The organism is Brevundimonas sp. (assembly GCF_016463295.1).
In the GTDB taxonomy this organism is placed as follows: domain Bacteria; phylum Pseudomonadota; class Alphaproteobacteria; order Caulobacterales; family Caulobacteraceae; genus Brevundimonas.
This window is the reverse complement of sequence record NZ_JAEMRO010000004.1, coordinates 21,922-38,787: the sequence shown is the minus strand read 5'-3', so window position 1 is coordinate 38,787 and position 16,866 is coordinate 21,922. Positions and strand designations below refer to the sequence as shown.

Here is a 16,866-nt window from a genome sequence, read left to right as displayed (position 1 = left end):
GTCGGCCTGTTGCGAGAAGGGGCTGACAAAGCCGTTCCGGGGGTCTATATGCCGCCCTACATCGTTAGACCGGCGTCAAACGGCGTCGTTCCAAGCGGCGGCCCCGGATGGCCCGCCGCTTTTTTATTGCCTGTGAGACTAGAGCCTTGAAGGCCAAGACCGTCGAAGACCGCGCTCTGCTGGAGCTGATCGAACCCGTGGCCGAGAGCCTGGGTCTCGACATCGTGCGGGTGCGGCTGATGGGCGGCACCCTGCGTCGCCGCCTGCAGATCATGGCCGAGCGGCCCAGCGACCACGATATCGCGGTCGAGGAGTGCGCCCGCCTGAGCCGCGCGGTGTCCGAGATTTTCGACGCCGCCGATCCGATCGCGGGCGAGTATCTGCTGGAAGTGTCATCGCCGGGCGTAGACCGCCCCCTCACGCGCCAGTCCGACTTCGACCTTTTCGAGGGCTATGAGGCGCGACTGGAGACCGACCGTATGGTCGAGGGCCGCAAGCGATTCAAAGGCGTCCTGGCAGGGACGGACGGCGAGAACATCGCCATCGATCTGGACGGGGAGGAGGACACCGCCCTGATCCCCTTCGACTGGTTGGTGGATGCCAAGCTGGTGCTGACCGACGAACTGATGAAGGCGGGGGCCGAAAAGCGCGCCGCCCGCAATGACAACGATACAACCGAGACCGAGGACTAAAGACATGGCTGTTGCCGGCGTTTCCGCGAACCGTCTTGAACTGCTGCAGATCGCCGATGCGGTCGCGCGCGAGAAGAACATCGACAAGGAGATCGTCGTCGAGGCGATCGAGGAGGCGATCCAGAAGGGCGCCAAGTCGCGCTATGGTGCTCACCACGACATCCGCGCCAAGATCGACATCAAGACCGGCGAGCTGAGCCTGACGCGTCACGTCACCATCGTGCCCGACGACTGGCAGCCAGAAGACGAGCTGGAAGAGTTCAACGACAGCGCCATGGTACGCCTGACCGACGCGTCCAAGCGTGATCCGGAAGCCGAGGTCGGCAAGGAATACGTCGAGAACCTGCCGCCGTTCGACTTCGGCCGGGTGCAGACCCAGATGGCCCGCCAGGTCGTCATGGGCAAGGTTCGCGACGCCGAACGCGCCAACCAATACGAAGAGTTCAAGGACCGCGTCGGGGAGATCGTCAACGGCACGGTCAAGCGCGTCGAATACGGCAACACCGTTGTCGACCTGGGCCGGGGCGAGGGCATCATGCGCCGCAACGATTCCATCCCGCGCGAAGTGTTCAACATCGGCGACCGGATCCGCACCTACATCTATGACGTCCGCGCCGAGGCCAAGGGCCCGCAGGTCATGCTGTCGCGCTCGCACCCCGGCTTCATGGCCAAGCTGTTCGCCCAGGAGGTGCCCGAGGTCTATGACGGCGTGATCGAAATCCGCGCCGCCGCCCGCGACGCCGGCTCGCGCGCCAAGATGGCCGTCCTGTCGAACGACAGCTCCATCGACCCGGTCGGCGCCTGCGTCGGCATGCGCGGCAGCCGCGTTCAGGCGGTCGTCGCCGAACTGCAGGGCGAGAAGATCGACATCATCCAGTGGAACAACGATGAGCCGACCTTCATCGTGAACGCCCTGGCCCCGGCCGAAGTCTCCAAGGTCGTGCTGGACGAAGAGGCCGACCGCGTCGAAGTCGTCGTGCCGGACGAGCAGTTGTCGCTGGCCATCGGCCGCCGCGGCCAGAACGTGCGTCTCGCCTCCCAGTTGACCGGCTGGCAGATCGACATCATCACCGAAAGCCAGGATTCCGAGCGTCGCCAGAAGGAGTTCGGCGAGCGCACGGCCCTGTTCCAGGAGGCCTTAGACGTCGACGAGGTCATCGCCCAGCTGCTGGTCACCGAAGGCTTTGCGACGGTCGAAGACCTGGCTTTTGTCGAGCCCTATGAAATCTCCGAGATCGAAGGCTTCGACGAGGACACCGCCGAGGAACTGCAGGCTCGCGCCCGCGACTTCCTGGACCGTCAGGCCGCCGAACTGGACGCCAAGCGCGTCGAGCTGGGCGTCGAGGATGCCGTCCTGTCCGTTCCGGGCGTGACCGGTGCCATCGCCGTCGCCCTGGGCGAAGGCGGGGTCAAGACGGTCGAGGACCTGGCCGACCTGGCCACCGACGAAATCCGTGGCGGCTATGAGGTCAAGAACGGCGAGCGCGTGAAGGTGCCCGGCGTGCTGGAGAGCTTCAACCTGGCCCAGGAAGAGGCGGAAATGCTGATCCTGCAGGCTCGCGTGGCCGCCGGCTGGATCGATGCGTCCGAACTGCCCCAGCCGCCCGAGCCCGAATACGAGGAAGAGGTCGAGTACGCCGAGGGTGAATATGACGCCGACGCCGTGTTCGGCGATGCGCCCGAAGCCGATGCCGAAACGGTTGATGCCGATGCCGACGAGGTCCTCGCCGAGGACTCCGACGACACGCGCGACGCGTGATGGGAGACCGGATCGTCCATGGGGTTGCGCGACGCGACGATCGATAGGGACCGCCGGGACCTGGTGACGCACCAGGTCATGGACGAATCTCGCCTGATCCGCTTCGTCGCCGCTCCTGACGGTTCGGTCGCCCCTGATCTGGCACGCAAACTGCCGGGGCGCGGCCTTTGGGTCGCGGCCGATCGCGCCTCCATCCAGGCGGCGGTCAAGAAGAACCTGTTCAGCCGCGCGGCCAAGACCCCGCTGAAACCGGCGGCCGATCTGGCCGATACGGTCGAAAGCCTGCTGGTCCGGCGCTGTCTGGATCAGCTGGGTCTTGCCCGGCGCGAGGGCGTGCTTATCTCTGGCTTCGAAAAATCGCTGGCCAATATCCGCGCCGGAAAAGTGGCCTGGATCGTGGAGGCGTCGAACGGTTCCGCCGACGGACGCGGCAAGCTGCTGGCCCTGGCCGGGCACATGTCGCCGCCCCCGAAAGTGTGCGGCACATTCAGCGCCGACGATTTGAGTTTGGCCCTTGGGCTGGAAAATGCGATACATGCCGTCCTGCTGACAGGCGGGCGGGCCGATCGCTGGACCATCGAGGTCGAGCGACTGGCGGGATTTCGATCGCTGATACCCACGGATTGGGGTGTCGGAGCGGCTGAGGGCCCGAGCAAGGATTCTGACGGGCGGAGTTCCGTTCCCTCATAGGGGGCGGGGCGACGCGCGGCTTTTTGTGTTTGAACGAGAGGGTGGCGGATGTCCTGCTGCCCCGAGTAAAGCGACCGAATGACTGACGAGAACGACAAGACCAAAGACGGCGCAACGCAGGCTCCGACCGGGACACCCTCCCAGACGGGACCGCGCGCGCCGCTGAGCCTGAAGCCACGCCAGGCGGGAGCGGTTTCGGCCGGCACCGTCAAGCAGAGCTTCAGCCACGGCCGGACCAAGACCGTGGTGGTCGAGACCAAGCGCCGCGTCGGCGCGACGCCCGGGCATCAGCGTCCGCAAGGCTTCGACGTCGCACGTCCGCGCACCGAGGTCGCCCCGGCGCCGCGTCCGGCGGCTGCGCCTGCGACCGGTCCCGCCGGTGGCCGCCTGTCCACCGAAGAGCAGGAGGCGCGCCGTCGCGCCATCGAACTGGCCACCCAGGCCCAGGCCGAGAAGGCCCGGGCCCAGGCCGCCGAACAGGCGCGCCGCGACGCTGCCGCCCGCGAACAGGCCGCCGCCGCGGAACAGGCCGCCAATGCCGCCCAAGCGGAAGCCGCGGCTGCCCGTGCCGCCGCCGAAGCCGCCCGTGCCGAGGCCTCCAAATTGGCGGCTGCCGCGCCTGCGCCCGCCAAGCCCGTCGCCAAGCCGGCTGCACCTGTCGCCGCAGCCCCGACGCCTGCCCCGGTCGCGCCGGCCCCGATACCTGCCCCTGCGGCTCCGGCGCGTCCGGCTCCGCCCGCTCGTCCGGTCGTCAACTTCGGCCAGCGTGTGCCCAAGGCCCCCAATCCGTCGCGCGCCCCTGCCGAACGTCCGGCCTTCGGTGGTCGCTCCGCCCGCGAACAGGCGATGGGCGGCGGCGAGAAGTCCTATTCCGACCGTCCTGCCGCGCCGTCCAGTCGTCCGGCCAAGCCGGCTGAACCCGTCCGCTATTCTGCCCTGAACCCGCGCCCGGCACCGGGTGCGGCCCGTCCGGGTGGTGCCCGCACAGGCCCGGGCGGTCGCCCGGCACCCAATGCTCCGCCCGCGCAGGCCGAGGTGGCGCGTCCCAGCCGTGCGCCCGGCGGCGGCTTTGCCCGCCCCGTCAGCCGCGAGGACGACCGCGACAAACGCTTCTCCGACGCCGGCAAGGCCGTGTCGCGCACGCGCGGCGAGCCCAAACGCCGCGAAGGCCGTCTGACCATCTCGGCCTTGGCCGGTGACGGGGACACCGCCGAGCGCATGCGCTCGCTGGCCTCGGTCCGCCGTGCCCGCGAACGCGAGAAGGAAAAGCGCAAGGGTGGCTCGACCGACACGCCGAACCGTCCGCGCGAGGTCGTCATTCCCGACGTCATCACCGTGGGCGATCTGGCCAACCGGATGGCCGTGCGCGGTGTCGATATCGTCAAGTTCCTGATGAAGCAGGGCCTGATGATGAAGATCAACGACGTCATCGACACCGACACCGCCGAGCTGGTGGCCGACGAATACGGCATGACCGTCAAGCGGGTGTCCGAATCCGACGTCGAGACCGGCTTCCTGTCCGATGCCGTGGATGACGAGGCGACCACGCCTCGCGCACCGGTGGTGGCCATCATGGGCCACGTCGACCACGGCAAGACCAGCCTGCTGGACGCGTTGCGCACCACCGATGTGGCGGCGGGCGAGGCCGGCGGCATCACCCAGCACATCGGCGCCTATCAGGTGAAGACGCCGTCGGGCGAGGCCGTGACCTTCCTGGATACGCCCGGCCACGCGGCCTTCAGCGCCATGCGGACGCGCGGTGCCAATGTCACCGACATCGTCATCCTGGTGGTGGCGGCCGACGACGGGGTCATGCCCCAGACGATCGAGAGCATCCAGCATGCCAAGGCGGCGAACGCCCCGATCATCGTGGCCGTCAACAAGATCGACAAGCCGGATGCGGACCCGCAAAAGGTCGTCAACGAGCTGCTGCAATACGAGATCATCGGCGAGGCCCTGGGTGGCGACACCCAGATCGTCGAGGTCTCAGCCAAGGCCCGCACCAATCTGGACGGCCTGATCGAGGCCATCCTGCTGCAGGCCGAGGTCATGGACCTGAAGGCCGATCCGGAACGCTCGGCCGAAGGCGTGGTCATCGAGGCCAAGCTGGACAAGGGCCGCGGCCCCGTCGCCACCGTCCTGGTCAAGCGCGGCACGCTGAAGCGCGGCGACATTGTCGTGGCCGGTTCGGCCTGGGGCAAGGTTCGCGCTCTGCTGAACGAGCGCAACGAGCAGCTGACCGAGGCCGGTCCGTCCGTCCCGGTCGAAATCCTGGGTCTGGACGAGGCTCCGTCGCCCGGCGACATCTTCGCCACGGTGGAGAATGAGGCGCGCGCCCGCGAGCTGACCGAATTCCGTGCCCGTCAGAAGCGCGAGAAGGCGACCGGCGGCATCAACCAGGTCAGCCTGGTCGACATGATGGCCAAGCTGGGCTCCAAGAAGATCAGCGAACTGCCGGTCCTCATCAAGTCGGACGTCCAGGGCTCGGGCGAGGCCATCCAAGGCTCGCTGGAGAAGATGGGCAATGACGAGGTGCGCGCCCGCGTCGTCTATTCAGGTGCCGGCGGCATCACCGAGAGCGACGTGCAGTTGGCCAAGTCGGCCGGTGCGCCGATCCTGGGCTTCAACGTCCGGGCCTCGAAACAGGCCAAGGACTTGGCCGATCGCGAAGGCGTGGAGATCCGTTACTATTCGATCATCTACGACCTGCTGGACGACATGAAGGGCGTGCTGTCCGGCATGCTGGCCCCGCTGCAGCGCGAAACCTTCCTCGGCAACGCCCAGGTGCTGCAGGTCTTCGACATCTCCAAGACCGGCAAGATCGCCGGCTGCCGGGTGTCCGAGGGCGTGGTCCGCAAGGGGGCCAAGGTCCGGATCATCCGCGACGACGTCGTGGTTCTGGAACTGGGCACGCTCACGACGCTCAAACGCTTCAAGGACGAGGTCAACGAGGTCCCGTCGGGCCAGGAGTGCGGCATGCACTTCCAGGGCTTCCAAGACATCAAGGCCGGCGACTACATCGAGTGCTTCACGGTCGAAGAGATCAAGCGCACGCTGGACTAGGCGGCGGGCGCTGGCTGTTTTCCCTCCCCCTGCGGGGGAGGGTGGTCGCGCAGCGACCGGGTGGGGAGGGCTAAGGCAAGGCATCTTCGGTGCTCGTGTCGCCTAGCCCCTCCCACCCTGTCATCGCTTCGCGCCGACATCCCTCCCTCTGCGAGGGAGGGAGGATTCTCCTGCCGCGATTTAGCCTTACAGGTCAGCGATCAAGCCTCATGAAACGCCTTCTGATCCCGCTTCTGGCCTTCGTCTCCGTCGCCGGACCGGCGATGGCCGAGACACGCTACCTCGCGTTCGATGCGTCCAATCGCGTGACCCAGGCCCTGACGCGCGGCGTGACGCTGGAGGCGGACCGCGGCCTGTTCGGCGCGATCAGCGTGCGCCGGATCATCTCCACCTCCAACCGCGGCTCGGCCGACATCCGGCGCGGCGGCCCGGATGCGGTGCGCCGTGCCCTGCCTGACGGCTCGCGCGAGACCAGCGTCTATACGATCAGTCCTGAAGGTGGCGGACGCGGCCTCAGTCGCGCCCTGTGTCCCAGTGCCGACGAGGCTTGGCTGGTGCTGGGGCGGGTACGTCTGGGGCGGCCCCTGACCCTGCATGCGGTCGGGCGCTGGACCGACGGCACCTACCGCCACTGTGTCGAGCTGTCCTACGACTGGCGCGGCGAATGGGCTATGCTGCCGGCGGGCGGCGTCGATCCGGATGCGGCGACCGCGCAGCCCTGACAGACCCTGCGGCCGGTGTTGACTATGCCGGTCCTGCGTTCGACAAGGCCTGATCCCTTGTTTCTGGCAGCCCTGTCGCCATTCGCGTCGAGCGCCGTTTCGTTTCTGGAGATCGACCTGTGTCCACCGAACATCTGATGGGTGTCTACAACCGTGCGCCGCTGGAGGTGGATCGCGGTCAGGGCGCACGTCTGTGGGCCAAGGACGGGACCGAGTATCTGGACTGCGTCATGGGCATTTCGACCAATGCCCTGGGCCACGCCCACCCCGTCCTGATTCAGGCGGTCAAGGACCAAGCCGAAAAGCTGTGGCACGTCTCGAACATCTTCCGCATTCCCGGTCAGGAAGCCTTGGCTGACGCTCTGTGCGAAAAATCGTTCGCCGATGTGGTCTTCTTCACCAACTCAGGCACCGAGGCGGTCGAGTGCGCGATCAAGACGGCGCGCAAATATCACTCGGCCAAGGGCAATGCCGAGCGGATCGACATCTACGGCTTCGACGGCAGTTTCCACGGCCGGACCTACGGCGCCATCAATGCCGCCGCCAACCCCACCTATACCAACGGTTTCGGCCCGCCGATGGAGGGCTTCCATCAGCTGAAGTTCGGTGATCACGACGCGATCAAGGCCGCCATCGCCAATCCGACGACGGCCGCCATCATCGTGGAGCCGGTGCAGGGCGAGGGCGGTTGCCGGGCCATTCCGGAAGTCTGCCTGCGGGGCCTGCGTGATCTCTGCGACGAGCACGGGGTGTTGATCATCTTCGACGAGGTCCAGTGCGGCATGGGCCGGACCGGCAAGCTGTGGGCGCATGAGTGGGGCGGCATGACGCCCGACATCATGGCCATCGCCAAGGCGCTGGGCGGCGGCTTCCCCATCGGAGCCTGTCTGGCGACGACCGAGGCGGCCAGCGGCATGGTCGCCGGGGTGCATGGCTCGACCTTCGGCGGCAATCCGCTGGCCATGGCCGTCGGACTGGCCGCGTTCGGCGAGGTCTCGAAGCCAGAGACCTTGGCCAACGTCAACGAGATCGCCGGCTATCTGAAACAGCAGCTGAACGGGCTGAAGGACCGCTATCCCGACGTCATCGTCGAGGTGCGGGGCAAGGGCCTGCTGATGGGGGTCAAGCTGATCCCCAACAACCGTGACTTCATGGGCTGGGCCAGAGATGAGGCGCAGCTGCTGGTGGCCGGTGGCGGCGACAATCTGGTCCGCATCCTGCCGCCGCTGAACCTGACGCTGGACGAGGCGCGCGAGGCGGTCGAGCGGTTCGAGAAGGCCTGCGAGGTCGCGCGCGGCAAGATGGCGGTCTGAGGCGGGATCTCAACCGCCTCCCAAGTCTTGCCTGACCGAAGAGGGCACCTGTCCGGTCGGGCAGTGGGTGTAGCGATCGCCGTATTCGACGGTCGAGAAGCTGCCGCGCCCGTTGACGACGATGTCGAAGTCCGCGCGGTCAACCTGATCCAGCTCGTTGCGGCTAGAGGCCTTGACCCGATAGCGGTTGCCGCCCAGCGCCTCGAAGCCGTCGATGGTGATGGCCCCGTCGAACGAGGCCAGCGTGCGCTCGTCGAAATAGCTGATCATGTCGCCGCCATTCGCGATCGCTTGGGCACAGGTCTGGCCGATGGCGTAATAGCCCTTCTCTAACGGCGGAAAGGTCAGAGCACCGCCGGGCGATGATGCGGTCGAGGCGGTTGACGCCGCAGCCTGGCGTCCCTCGTCGGTCAGAGTGCATATCTGCCCCTTGTCGCTGGTCCCGCCCAGGACGTATTCGCGGCCATTCCATCGCAGGAATTCGATGCAACCCGCGTCTTCGTCCATGCCGTTGACCATTTCGATGTCGGGCCATGCCAGCCCCGGGCGAGCATGAAATGCGTAGTGTCCGAAGGTTTCCCTGAAGTCGGCGATGGTCCGCCACTCGCCGCTCTGCTGAGTCAGCACAGTGATGCGGCGCTGGTTCATGCCATAGCAGTCGTCGCTGTCGCTCTTGACCAAGGCGTCGGGTCGACCGTCACTGTTCAAATCCCGATACTGTTCGATTTCGGCATAGACGGCGTCGCAATCGTCCTCGCTGTAGCGCCACTGGTTGTCGCCTTGCGGTCGGTCGAAACCGGCGGCCGTCATGATACCCGTCATCTCGCTCGGAGGGACCGCCGGTCGATCCTGTGCGCTGGATGCTGTCGCGCCGCTGTCCGCCGCCGTTTCGGGATTTGCGCGTGACTCAGAGCCACACGCCATGAGGCCGAAGGTCACCAAACCGATGGCGACGCCACGACCCAAGGTCGATCGTTCCGGTGAGCTATGAAAGGTCATGGATGAACCCCTGCATTCACAACAGGAGGAAAACTAAACATCGGCGAGCGTCAGTGTCCAGAACGCGGCTCGACGAGCGCCATGACCACGCATCTCCGGCTTGCCATTCCCCCAGTCTGACAGCATGAACGCGCCAAACCGCCCGAGGGCGGGAGGAGTTCATCATGGTGCGCCACTTCCTCGACATCCACCGCCTGTCCGCCGAGGACCTGCGCGCCATCCTGGATGACGCCCATGCGCGCAAGGCTGCGCGTCAAGGCTGGCCCAAGGGGCGCGTCGATGCTGATGCGCCGGCCAAGGACCGTGTCCTGGCGATGATCTTCGAGAAGAACTCCACCCGCACGCGCTTCAGCTTCGATGCCGCCATCCGCCAGCTGGGGGGATCGTCGATCATCGCCAATGCGGGAGACATGCAGCTGGGCCGGGGCGAGCCGGTCGAGGATACGGCCAAGGTGCTATCGCGCATGGTCGATGCGGTCATGATCCGCGCCAACGATCATGAGGATGTCGAGCGGTTCGCGCGGGTCTCGACCGTGCCGGTGATCAACGGCCTGACCGACCGGTCGCACCCCTGCCAGATCCTGGCCGACATACTGACGATCGAGGAACATCGCGGCCCGATCGCGGGCAAGACGGTCGCCTGGGTCGGGGACGGCAACAACGTCTGCCACAGCTTCATGCATGCGGCGGCCAAGCTGGACTTCCATCTCCAGGTCGCGTGTCCGGCGGACTATCATCCCGACCTGCACGACCTGGCTAAAGGCGGGGCGCATGTGACCCTGACCAGCGATCCGCGCGAGGCCGTGAAAGGGGCCGATGTGGTCGTGACCGACACCTGGGTGTCGATGGGCGACGGCGATTATGAGGACCGCCTGGAGGCATTCGACGGCTATACGGTCGATGATGCCCTGATGAACGCCGCCGCGCCGGACGCCGTGTTCCTCCACTGCCTGCCCGCGCACCGGGGCGAAGAGGTGTCGGACGCCGTCATCGACGGCCCGCGCTCGCTGGTCTGGGACGAGGCGGAGAACCGCATCCATGCCCAGAAGGCCGTTCTGGCCTGGTGTTTCGGGGGCTAGTCGAGACCAGCCCCCGACAACTAATCAGCGCAGATTGACGTCCGCGACACCACCGGCATCCGGAGTGGTCTTGGTCAGATTGGCCTTGGCGACTTCGTAGAAGAAGGCGACGGGACCCTTCTTGGAGACCCAGACACGGCCGTCGTCGCCGTCGAAGCGCAGCAGGGTCAGGTGCGGGTCGTCCTTGCCCTTGGGGTACCAGGCCGCGACGATCGGGTTCCAGTTGCGGTCGATGACGCCCTGGTCGTGGTCGATCGACAGCTTGCCGTGGAAGCAGGCCCAGACTTCCTGATCCTTGGAGCCATAGGTAAACATGGCGTCCTGGGCTCCACCCGAAACGTCGCGTGCCAGATCGGTGTCGTTGCGGGTGAAGAACCAGATGGTGCTGGTCTCCTCGTCGCGGAAGGCGGTCATCGGCTGGCTGTGATAGCCGGGACGGTCCAGCCCCAGCATGCCGGTGTTGGACGATTTCAGGTGTTTCCAGAACTCGGTTTCGGCTTCGGCGGCGGTGAGGGTCTTGTCGCTCATGGCGGGGCTCCTGATCGTTCGGGGATGGACAGGAGAAGGGTTCAGCCCCGGTGATGGTTCCGCGCAGTCAATCCCTCAATAGGTCCTCATCGGCATACCCATCAGGGCGGCCAGATGGATCGCCAAGATGAAGACAGCGGTGGCCGACAGCAGCATGATGATCCGCCAGGGGATCATGCGCACCCCCTTGCGGGGATCCCATGGCCGCGCCCCACGCCAGCCGGCAAAGACCGTCAGGGCCACGGCGGCGACGATCAGGACAAGGGTGACGCTCAGAGGCATGGGGGCGAAGTGGCCTGTGGGCTTGCCGGGCGCAAGAGCACAACTCCTTGCCGGGCCGTTAATCTTTACGGCGCATTAACCGCATCAGCGCGAGAAATCGTCTGCGTGCGGCGGTGTCCACAGGAAGTTGGTGACGACGCAACATCTAGCGGTTAACCACGCATTTACACCCACGATCTGGACGATTAGCGTTCGGCGTGAAGGTGGGGAGACGAATCAGTGAGCGCAGCGGCGCCTTGGAGCGTGAAGGGGATCGAACCCAAGGCCCGTGAGATCGCCAAGGACCTGGCGCGTCGCTCGGGCATGACTCTGGGCGAATGGTTGAACACCATGATCCTGGAGGACGGCGACGACGATGACGGCGTCGTGCCGCTGGCCCGCCGTCCCCATGTTTCCGACACCTATGAGCGCCGTGGGCGCAGCCGCCGCCTGGATGACGCCTATGGTTCGGGCGACGAGGGCTGGCAGCGTCTGGGAGCGTCCATCGACGCCATTGCCGCGCGTCTGGAAGCGGCCGAGCGGCGCTCCACCGTGGCCATTCAGGGGGTAGATCAGGCGGTCAGCGGTCTGGTGCGCCGTCTCGACGGGCAGGACGCGACGGGCAAGACCTATGCCCGCCGCATCGACGACATCGCCGAGGAGTTGCGCGAGGGTCACCGCCGTCTGCGCAAGTTCGAACAGGAAGTCGGCCCCCAGACCGCCGATGCCTTCGGCAAGATCGAGGCGTCTGTCGGAGCGATCACGGGCCGACTCTACGACATCGAGGAGCGTCAGCGTGCGGGTACCGAAGATCTGCGTCGGCGCATGGAGGCCATCGAGAAGGCCGCCGGTCCCGGTGTCGGAACCGATCTGCTGGCCCAGGTCGGCGCGCGGCTGGACGAGGCGCAGGCGCGCACGACCGAGGCTCTGCGCGGGCTGGAACGCTCCTTCGCCGGGCTGGACCAGCGCATGCGTGCGGCTGAGGGGCGGGTCGAGCCGGAAGGCGCGCGCGAGGCCGCCCGCTTCGAGAAGCTGGCCGAAACCCTGACCCGTCAGGTCGAGGCCAGCCGTTCGGAGATGATGCGGCGTCTCGACACCGCCGAGACCGAGGGCCGGATCGACCGGATCGAGCGCGCCGTCCAGGCCATCGGCGATCAGGTCAAGGCCTCCGAAGAACGCGCCGCCCGCGCCGTCGAGGCCATGGGCCGTGAAGTCCTGAAGATCGCCCAGAACCTGAACGGTCGGGTCGAGGCCGTCGAGGCCGAGGGAGCCTGTCGTCTGGACCGGATCGTCGAGGCCGCCAGCCTGGCCGCGACGCGCAAGGTCGAGGCGGATATGGGCGAGCTGTCGCATGCCCTGACCCAGACCCTGACGCAGTCGCTGGACCAGCGGGTCGAGCGCCGCCTGACAGCTTCGGACGATCGTCATGCGCTGGCCCTGGAAACCCTCGGAAGCGAGATCACGCGCATCTCCGACCGCCTCAGCGAGCGTATCGCCCAGTCCGAGCGCCGCTCGGCCCAGGCCCTGGACGACATCGGCCAACGGCTGAGCGAAAGTTCGGGTCGGATCGAGCAGCGCTATGACCGCGCCTCCGGCGAACTGGCCGAGCGCATGCGCCAGTCCGAAGAGCGTACCGCGGCCTTGCTGAGCGAGGCGCGCGACACCCTGCTGCGCCGTGTCGAGCCCAAGCTGGCGGTCGCAGCCCCGGTCTATCAGGCGGAGCCCGACTGGCGCACGGCGGCCTATCCAGGTGCCAGCTTCCCCGACGCGGCCTTCCCTGATTCTGATTTCGGCAAGGCGGACTTCGGTGGCGTCGAATCGCCCTTTGCGGATCCGATGTTCGAGGACGCGACCCCGGCGGCGCAGACCGCCCAGACCGCATGGGCCGATGAAGTCGTTGAGGCCGAAACCCCGGCATCGATCGCCGCCGAGTCTGAATCCGACGATCCTGTCGCGCCGACGACCGGGACATCGGCCGCCATGGTGTCCGACGACCTTCTGGACGCCGTTCTGCACGGGCCCTTGTCGCAGGACCGCGACGAGGCTCTGGAGACCGAGGTCGATCAGCCTGTCGATGCCGAGCCACCGGTGGTGCCGACCTTCGAAAGCACGCCTGCGCCTCGACCGACGTCCACACCGTTCGGCCAAGGCTTTGGTGGGGCCGATGTATCGGACGCTCTGGCCGCGACCGCGCCCGATATTCTGGACGACGACGTCGACGACTTCGGCACGGATTTCGACGCCGGCACCGACTTCGTCAGCGACCGGACGGTCCGGTCGTCCGACACGCGCCAGACCATAGATGCGGCTCGTGCGGCGATGGCTCCGACCGACGTCGAGGCCCCGCGTTCCGCCTTCGGACTGAAGCGCGGCGGCAAGTCCAGGCTTCAGGAGCGGATGGACAAGCAGTCGGGCGGCACGGTGCGCAAGGCGCTGGGGGCCTCGGCCCTGGCCGCGACCCTGACCGTGGCGGGCGTGGTCGCCTATGGTCAGATGACGGGCAACGGCATAGCCATTCCCGGTCTGGACCGATTCACCGGCGGTGCCGAAACCGTGACGCCGACGGCCGCCCTGGCGATGACGCCGGCGGCACCGTCAGAGGCCGATCTGGCCCGGGGCGAAACCCTCTATGAAGAGGCGATCGCCAAGCTGGATGCCGACGATGCGACCGGTGTCGACACCCTGAAGCAGGCGGCGGACCTCGGCTTTGGCCAAGCCCAGCTGCATCTGGCGGGGCTCTATCAGGACGGCGACAAGGGACTGGACATCGATCCGGTTCAGGCACGGCTCTGGGCCAAGCGCGCGGCCGAGGGTGGCGATGCCCGGGGCATGCACGCCTATGGCATGTATCTGTTCGAAGGCTTCGGCGGCACGCAGGACGGCCCCTCGGCCCTGACCTGGCTGCGTCGCGCGGCCGATCAGGGTCTGGTCGACAGCCAGTACAATGTCGCCAAACTGTACGAGACCGGCGAGAACGGCATCGGCCAGGACCTGTCGGAAGCCTATAAATGGTATCTGATCGCGGCCCGCTCCGGTGACGGCGATGCTCAGGCCTCGGTCGAGCGTCTGAAGGCGACAGTGCCGACCGAGGTTCGCGGCCAGGCCCGTGCGGAGGCCGAACGGTTCCAGGTCGAACCCCTCGGGTAATCCTGGCGGCAGTTATTCCGGGCGCGACGGGTGGCGGTAAACATCTGACGCGTCTATGCGTTTGAGACCTTCACCGTCGCTTTCGGGCGTTTGATTTCCGTTCCAGCCGAAGGCGCGTCCTTTGGATATCTATCTGCCGATCGCCGAGGTTTCGGTGAACTGGCCGTTCCTGGTTCTGCTGGGGGCGATGGTCGGTTTCGTGTCCGGGCTGTTCGGCATCGGCGGGGGCTTCCTGATGGCCCCCATCCTGATCTTCCTGGGCATCCCTCCCGCCGTGGCCGTTGCCAGCCAGGCCAGCCACGTCGTCGCCTCCTCGACCTCGGGCGTGATCAACTACGCCGGCAAGAAGGCCATCGACTTCAAGATTGGCAGCGTGATGGCGGTCGGCGGCGTCTTGGGGGCGCTTCTGGGGGTCGAGCTGTTCCGCTACCTGCGCCTGCTGGGTCAGGCGGATCTGGCGGTCGCCCTGTCCTATTTGCTGTTCCTTGGTGCCATCGGGCTGATGATGCTGTACGAAAGCCTTGGGGCCATCCTGCGCCGCGTGCGGGGCGAGGTGGTGCCGCACAAGGAACGGCGGCGTCCGCTGTGGTTGTACGGCCTGCCGCTGAAGATGCGGTTCCCGCGATCGGGCCTCTACATCAGTGCCATTCCGCCGCTGGGTCTGGGTCTGCTGGTTGGCATCCTCTCGGCCATCATGGGCGTGGGCGGCGGCTTCATCCTGGTGCCGGCCATGCTGTACGTCCTGCGCATGCGGGCCAGTGTGGTGGTGGGGACCAGCCTGTTCCAGATCATCGTGACGACCGCCATGACCACCGTGCTTCAGGCCGGACGGAACCAGACGGTGGATGTGGTGCTGTCGACCATACTGTTGCTGGGCGGGGTCGTCGGGGCCCAGTATGGCGCGCGCTGGTCGGGCAAGTTCCGGGCCGAGGAGCTGCGGGCTGTGCTGGGGCTGATCGTCCTACTGGTCGGGATCCAGATGGGGCTGGAGCTGTTCGTGCGGCCCAGCGACCTGTTCGCCTTCGCCCCTGGCGTGAACTGAGGAGGGAGTGATGATGCAACTGCCGCCACCCCCGCCCGCCGTCGAAGCAGCTGCGCCCACGGCAGAGCCGTCGGTCGCTACGACCCAGCAGGTCCGCGTCGCCGCCGCCCTGACCAATGCCGAGGTGCGGGTCGACTCCAGCTTCCGGGGGGCGTCGATCGTCCTCTACGGCGCGGTGTTCAATCCGACGGACACGCCCGCCGATGTCGTGGTGGTGGTGCGCGGCCCTGACGGCCCGGTGCGTCTGGTCAAGAAGACCCGCAACACGGGCGTCTGGCTGAACAGCCGGCCTGTACTGTTCGAGGGCGCGCCCGGCTTCTACATGACGGCGACCAGCCGCCCCCTGTCCGACATCGCCGACTTTGGCCAGCTGCGCCGCGAGGGCATCGGCCTGGATCACCTGCGTATCAATGCGCCGGAGGAGAGCCGGACTGTCACCCGCTATGGCGTACGCGACGTGGTCGTCAGCCGCCTGGGCGAGGACTATCTGGACTGGCGCCGCGCGGTGATCCGCTTGCGCGAGGATGCAGCGCTGTACAATACCGATCCGACCGGGGTCACGTTCGTGGACCGCGGCCTGTTCCGCGCCCAGATTGAGCTGCCGGCCGTCGCCCCCACAGGCCAGTACGAGGCCGAAGTCTGGCTGTTCCAGGACGGCCAGCCCGTCAGCGCGACCGAACTGGAGCTGACCGTAGAAAAGGTCGGCATCGAGCGGGACATTTACGAATTCTCGCAGAACCGGCCGTGGACCTACGGGATTTTGTGCGTGCTGCTGGCCGCCTTCACGGGCTGGGCGGCGAGCCGGGTGTTCAAGCGGGACTGATCATCCCGCCGCACGGCGCCAGGCCGATGGACTCAAGCCGGTGAAGCCGCGGAAGGCCGTGGCGAAGCGGCTCGGGCTCTCGTATCCGACAGCTGCCGCCACATCGATGATGGAACGTTTCGGATCAGTCAGCAGCTTCTGGGCGACCGAGAGGCGGCGCATGCGGATCCAGGCGGCAGGGGCGGCACCCATCGAGTTCCGGAACGCACGGGAAAAATGAAATGGCGATAACTGCACCAACTGCGCCAGTTCTGTATTGGGCAAGGGCTGCGAAAGGCGGGTTTCAACGTGGTCCTTCAGCCGAGACAGTTGCCGGAGGCTCAAACCCCCTTTGACCTGCAGGCTTCGTACAGGTGTCGAAGCCATGGCCACCTCCATGAAGAGGGGCCTCAGCAAAGCCTCGGCAAGGATCGCATCGCCGGAGAAGACGCGCTCGACAAGATCGGTCAGGAATCGGTCAGCCAAAGGCTGCTCCAGATGGCCGGGCATCCGGAATGGCTGGCCCGTCAGCCGTTCGATTGCCGTCATGGTCGCGCGCACGACCAGCAGGTCCTGATCGGCATGTGCCGCGAGTTTACACTGGCCGCCGGGTCCGACCATCAGGATGAAATCCGGCGCGAAACACTGCTCCAGACACGACCCGTTCGGCGAACCGGTGCGCAGCGCGCGAGCCACGCGATTGATCCGCACCACCACGGTCAGGGTCTCGCCCGACTGAATATCGACCGGACCCTTGGGTCTATCCAGC

General features: G+C 66.7%; 14 protein-coding genes. 10 read left to right on the top strand and 4 right to left on the bottom strand.

Annotation, left to right across the window (positions count from 1 at the left end):
* The first annotated feature begins 146 nt into the window (after positions 1-146).
* From rimP to JHC81_RS02620, 6 genes are all read left to right on the top strand, one after another.
* The gene (gene rimP, locus JHC81_RS02645; protein ID WP_292170296.1) at positions 147-692 is read left to right on the top strand and encodes a ribosome maturation factor RimP; all 546 of its coding nucleotides are present in this window, start codon (positions 147-149) and stop codon (positions 690-692) included.
* Positions 693-696: 4 nt separating this feature from the next.
* Positions 697-2,451, top strand: coding sequence for a transcription termination factor NusA (gene nusA / locus JHC81_RS02640; protein WP_292170295.1), 1,755 nt, complete (start codon positions 697-699; stop codon positions 2,449-2,451).
* Positions 2,452-2,469: 18 nt separating this feature from the next.
* A complete protein-coding gene (locus JHC81_RS02635; protein WP_292170292.1) occupies positions 2,470-3,141 on the top strand; it encodes an RNA-binding protein in 672 nt (223 codons plus the stop codon).
* 78 nt (positions 3,142-3,219) lie between these two features.
* Positions 3,220-6,204, top strand: coding sequence for a translation initiation factor IF-2 (infB, locus tag JHC81_RS02630; protein ID WP_292170290.1), 2,985 nt, complete (start codon positions 3,220-3,222; stop codon positions 6,202-6,204).
* A 209-nt stretch (positions 6,205-6,413) separates the two neighbouring features.
* Entirely contained in the window at positions 6,414-6,926 is a 513-nt protein-coding gene (locus JHC81_RS02625) for a hypothetical protein (RefSeq protein ID WP_292170286.1), read from the top strand.
* Between the two features lie 119 nt (positions 6,927-7,045).
* The gene (locus tag JHC81_RS02620) at positions 7,046-8,239 is read left to right on the top strand and encodes an aspartate aminotransferase family protein (protein WP_292170283.1); all 1,194 of its coding nucleotides are present in this window, start codon (positions 7,046-7,048) and stop codon (positions 8,237-8,239) included.
* Positions 8,240-8,248: 9 nt separating this feature from the next.
* Here the strand turns inward: JHC81_RS02620 and JHC81_RS02615 are convergent, their stop codons facing one another.
* Positions 8,249-9,049 carry a hypothetical protein gene (locus JHC81_RS02615; RefSeq protein ID WP_292170280.1) on the bottom strand — a complete coding sequence of 267 codons (801 nt, stop codon included), beginning with the start codon at positions 9,047-9,049 and terminating at the stop codon, positions 8,249-8,251.
* A 353-nt stretch (positions 9,050-9,402) separates the two neighbouring features.
* Between JHC81_RS02615 and argF the strand changes: the two genes are divergently transcribed.
* The gene (gene argF / locus JHC81_RS02610) at positions 9,403-10,317 is read left to right on the top strand and encodes an ornithine carbamoyltransferase (protein WP_292170277.1); all 915 of its coding nucleotides are present in this window, start codon (positions 9,403-9,405) and stop codon (positions 10,315-10,317) included.
* A gap of 24 nt (positions 10,318-10,341) precedes the next feature.
* Here the strand turns inward: argF and JHC81_RS02605 are convergent, their stop codons facing one another.
* Together JHC81_RS02605 and JHC81_RS02600 are read right to left on the bottom strand one after the other, a co-directional pair.
* Complete coding sequence (locus JHC81_RS02605) at positions 10,342-10,845, bottom strand: pyridoxamine 5'-phosphate oxidase family protein (RefSeq protein WP_292170275.1); 504 nt, start codon at positions 10,843-10,845, stop codon at positions 10,342-10,344.
* A gap of 75 nt (positions 10,846-10,920) precedes the next feature.
* The gene (locus tag JHC81_RS02600) at positions 10,921-11,127 is read right to left on the bottom strand and encodes a hypothetical protein (RefSeq protein WP_292170272.1); all 207 of its coding nucleotides are present in this window, start codon (positions 11,125-11,127) and stop codon (positions 10,921-10,923) included.
* A gap of 243 nt (positions 11,128-11,370) precedes the next feature.
* On the opposite strand from JHC81_RS02600, the gene JHC81_RS02595 reads away from it, so the two are divergent.
* The 3 genes from JHC81_RS02595 to JHC81_RS02585 all read left to right on the top strand — a co-directional run bounded on the left by JHC81_RS02595 (position 11,371) and on the right by JHC81_RS02585 (position 16,118).
* Positions 11,371-14,253 (top strand): hypothetical protein, encoded by a 2,883-nt coding sequence (locus JHC81_RS02595; protein ID WP_292170269.1) that lies wholly within the window; start codon positions 11,371-11,373, stop codon positions 14,251-14,253.
* A 121-nt stretch (positions 14,254-14,374) separates the two neighbouring features.
* Positions 14,375-15,295, top strand: a complete 921-nt coding sequence (locus JHC81_RS02590; RefSeq protein WP_292170266.1) for a sulfite exporter TauE/SafE family protein — start codon at positions 14,375-14,377, stop codon at positions 15,293-15,295.
* 10 nt (positions 15,296-15,305) lie between these two features.
* A complete protein-coding gene (locus JHC81_RS02585) occupies positions 15,306-16,118 on the top strand; it encodes a TIGR02186 family protein (protein ID WP_292170263.1) in 813 nt (270 codons plus the stop codon).
* Here JHC81_RS02585 and JHC81_RS02580 read toward each other — a convergent pair whose 3' ends face one another.
* Positions 16,119-16,814: an AraC family transcriptional regulator gene (locus JHC81_RS02580; RefSeq protein ID WP_292170261.1), complete on the bottom strand. Its 696-nt coding sequence runs from the start codon at positions 16,812-16,814 to the stop codon at positions 16,119-16,121.
* Positions 16,815-16,866: the final 52 nt, after the last annotated feature.

Excerpts from the sequence above, each read along its gene's own strand:
- nusA (WP_292170295.1), top strand. The coding sequence starts at position 697 with ATGGCTGTTGCCGGCGTTTCCGCGAACCGTCTTGAACTGCTGCAGATC.
- JHC81_RS02635 (WP_292170292.1), top strand. The coding sequence starts at position 2,470 with ATGGGGTTGCGCGACGCGACGATCGATAGGGACCGCCGGGACCTGGTG.
- infB (WP_292170290.1), top strand. The coding sequence starts at position 3,220 with ATGACTGACGAGAACGACAAGACCAAAGACGGCGCAACGCAGGCTCCG.
- JHC81_RS02625 (WP_292170286.1), top strand. The coding sequence starts at position 6,414 with ATGAAACGCCTTCTGATCCCGCTTCTGGCCTTCGTCTCCGTCGCCGGA.
- JHC81_RS02615 (WP_292170280.1), bottom strand. The coding sequence starts at position 9,049 with ATGACGGCCGCCGGTTTCGACCGACCGCAAGGCGACAACCAGTGGCGC.
- argF (WP_292170277.1), top strand. The coding sequence starts at position 9,403 with ATGGTGCGCCACTTCCTCGACATCCACCGCCTGTCCGCCGAGGACCTG.
- JHC81_RS02605 (WP_292170275.1), bottom strand. The coding sequence starts at position 10,845 with ATGAGCGACAAGACCCTCACCGCCGCCGAAGCCGAAACCGAGTTCTGG.
- JHC81_RS02600 (WP_292170272.1), bottom strand. The coding sequence starts at position 11,127 with ATGCCTCTGAGCGTCACCCTTGTCCTGATCGTCGCCGCCGTGGCCCTG.
- JHC81_RS02585 (WP_292170263.1), top strand. The coding sequence starts at position 15,306 with ATGATGCAACTGCCGCCACCCCCGCCCGCCGTCGAAGCAGCTGCGCCC.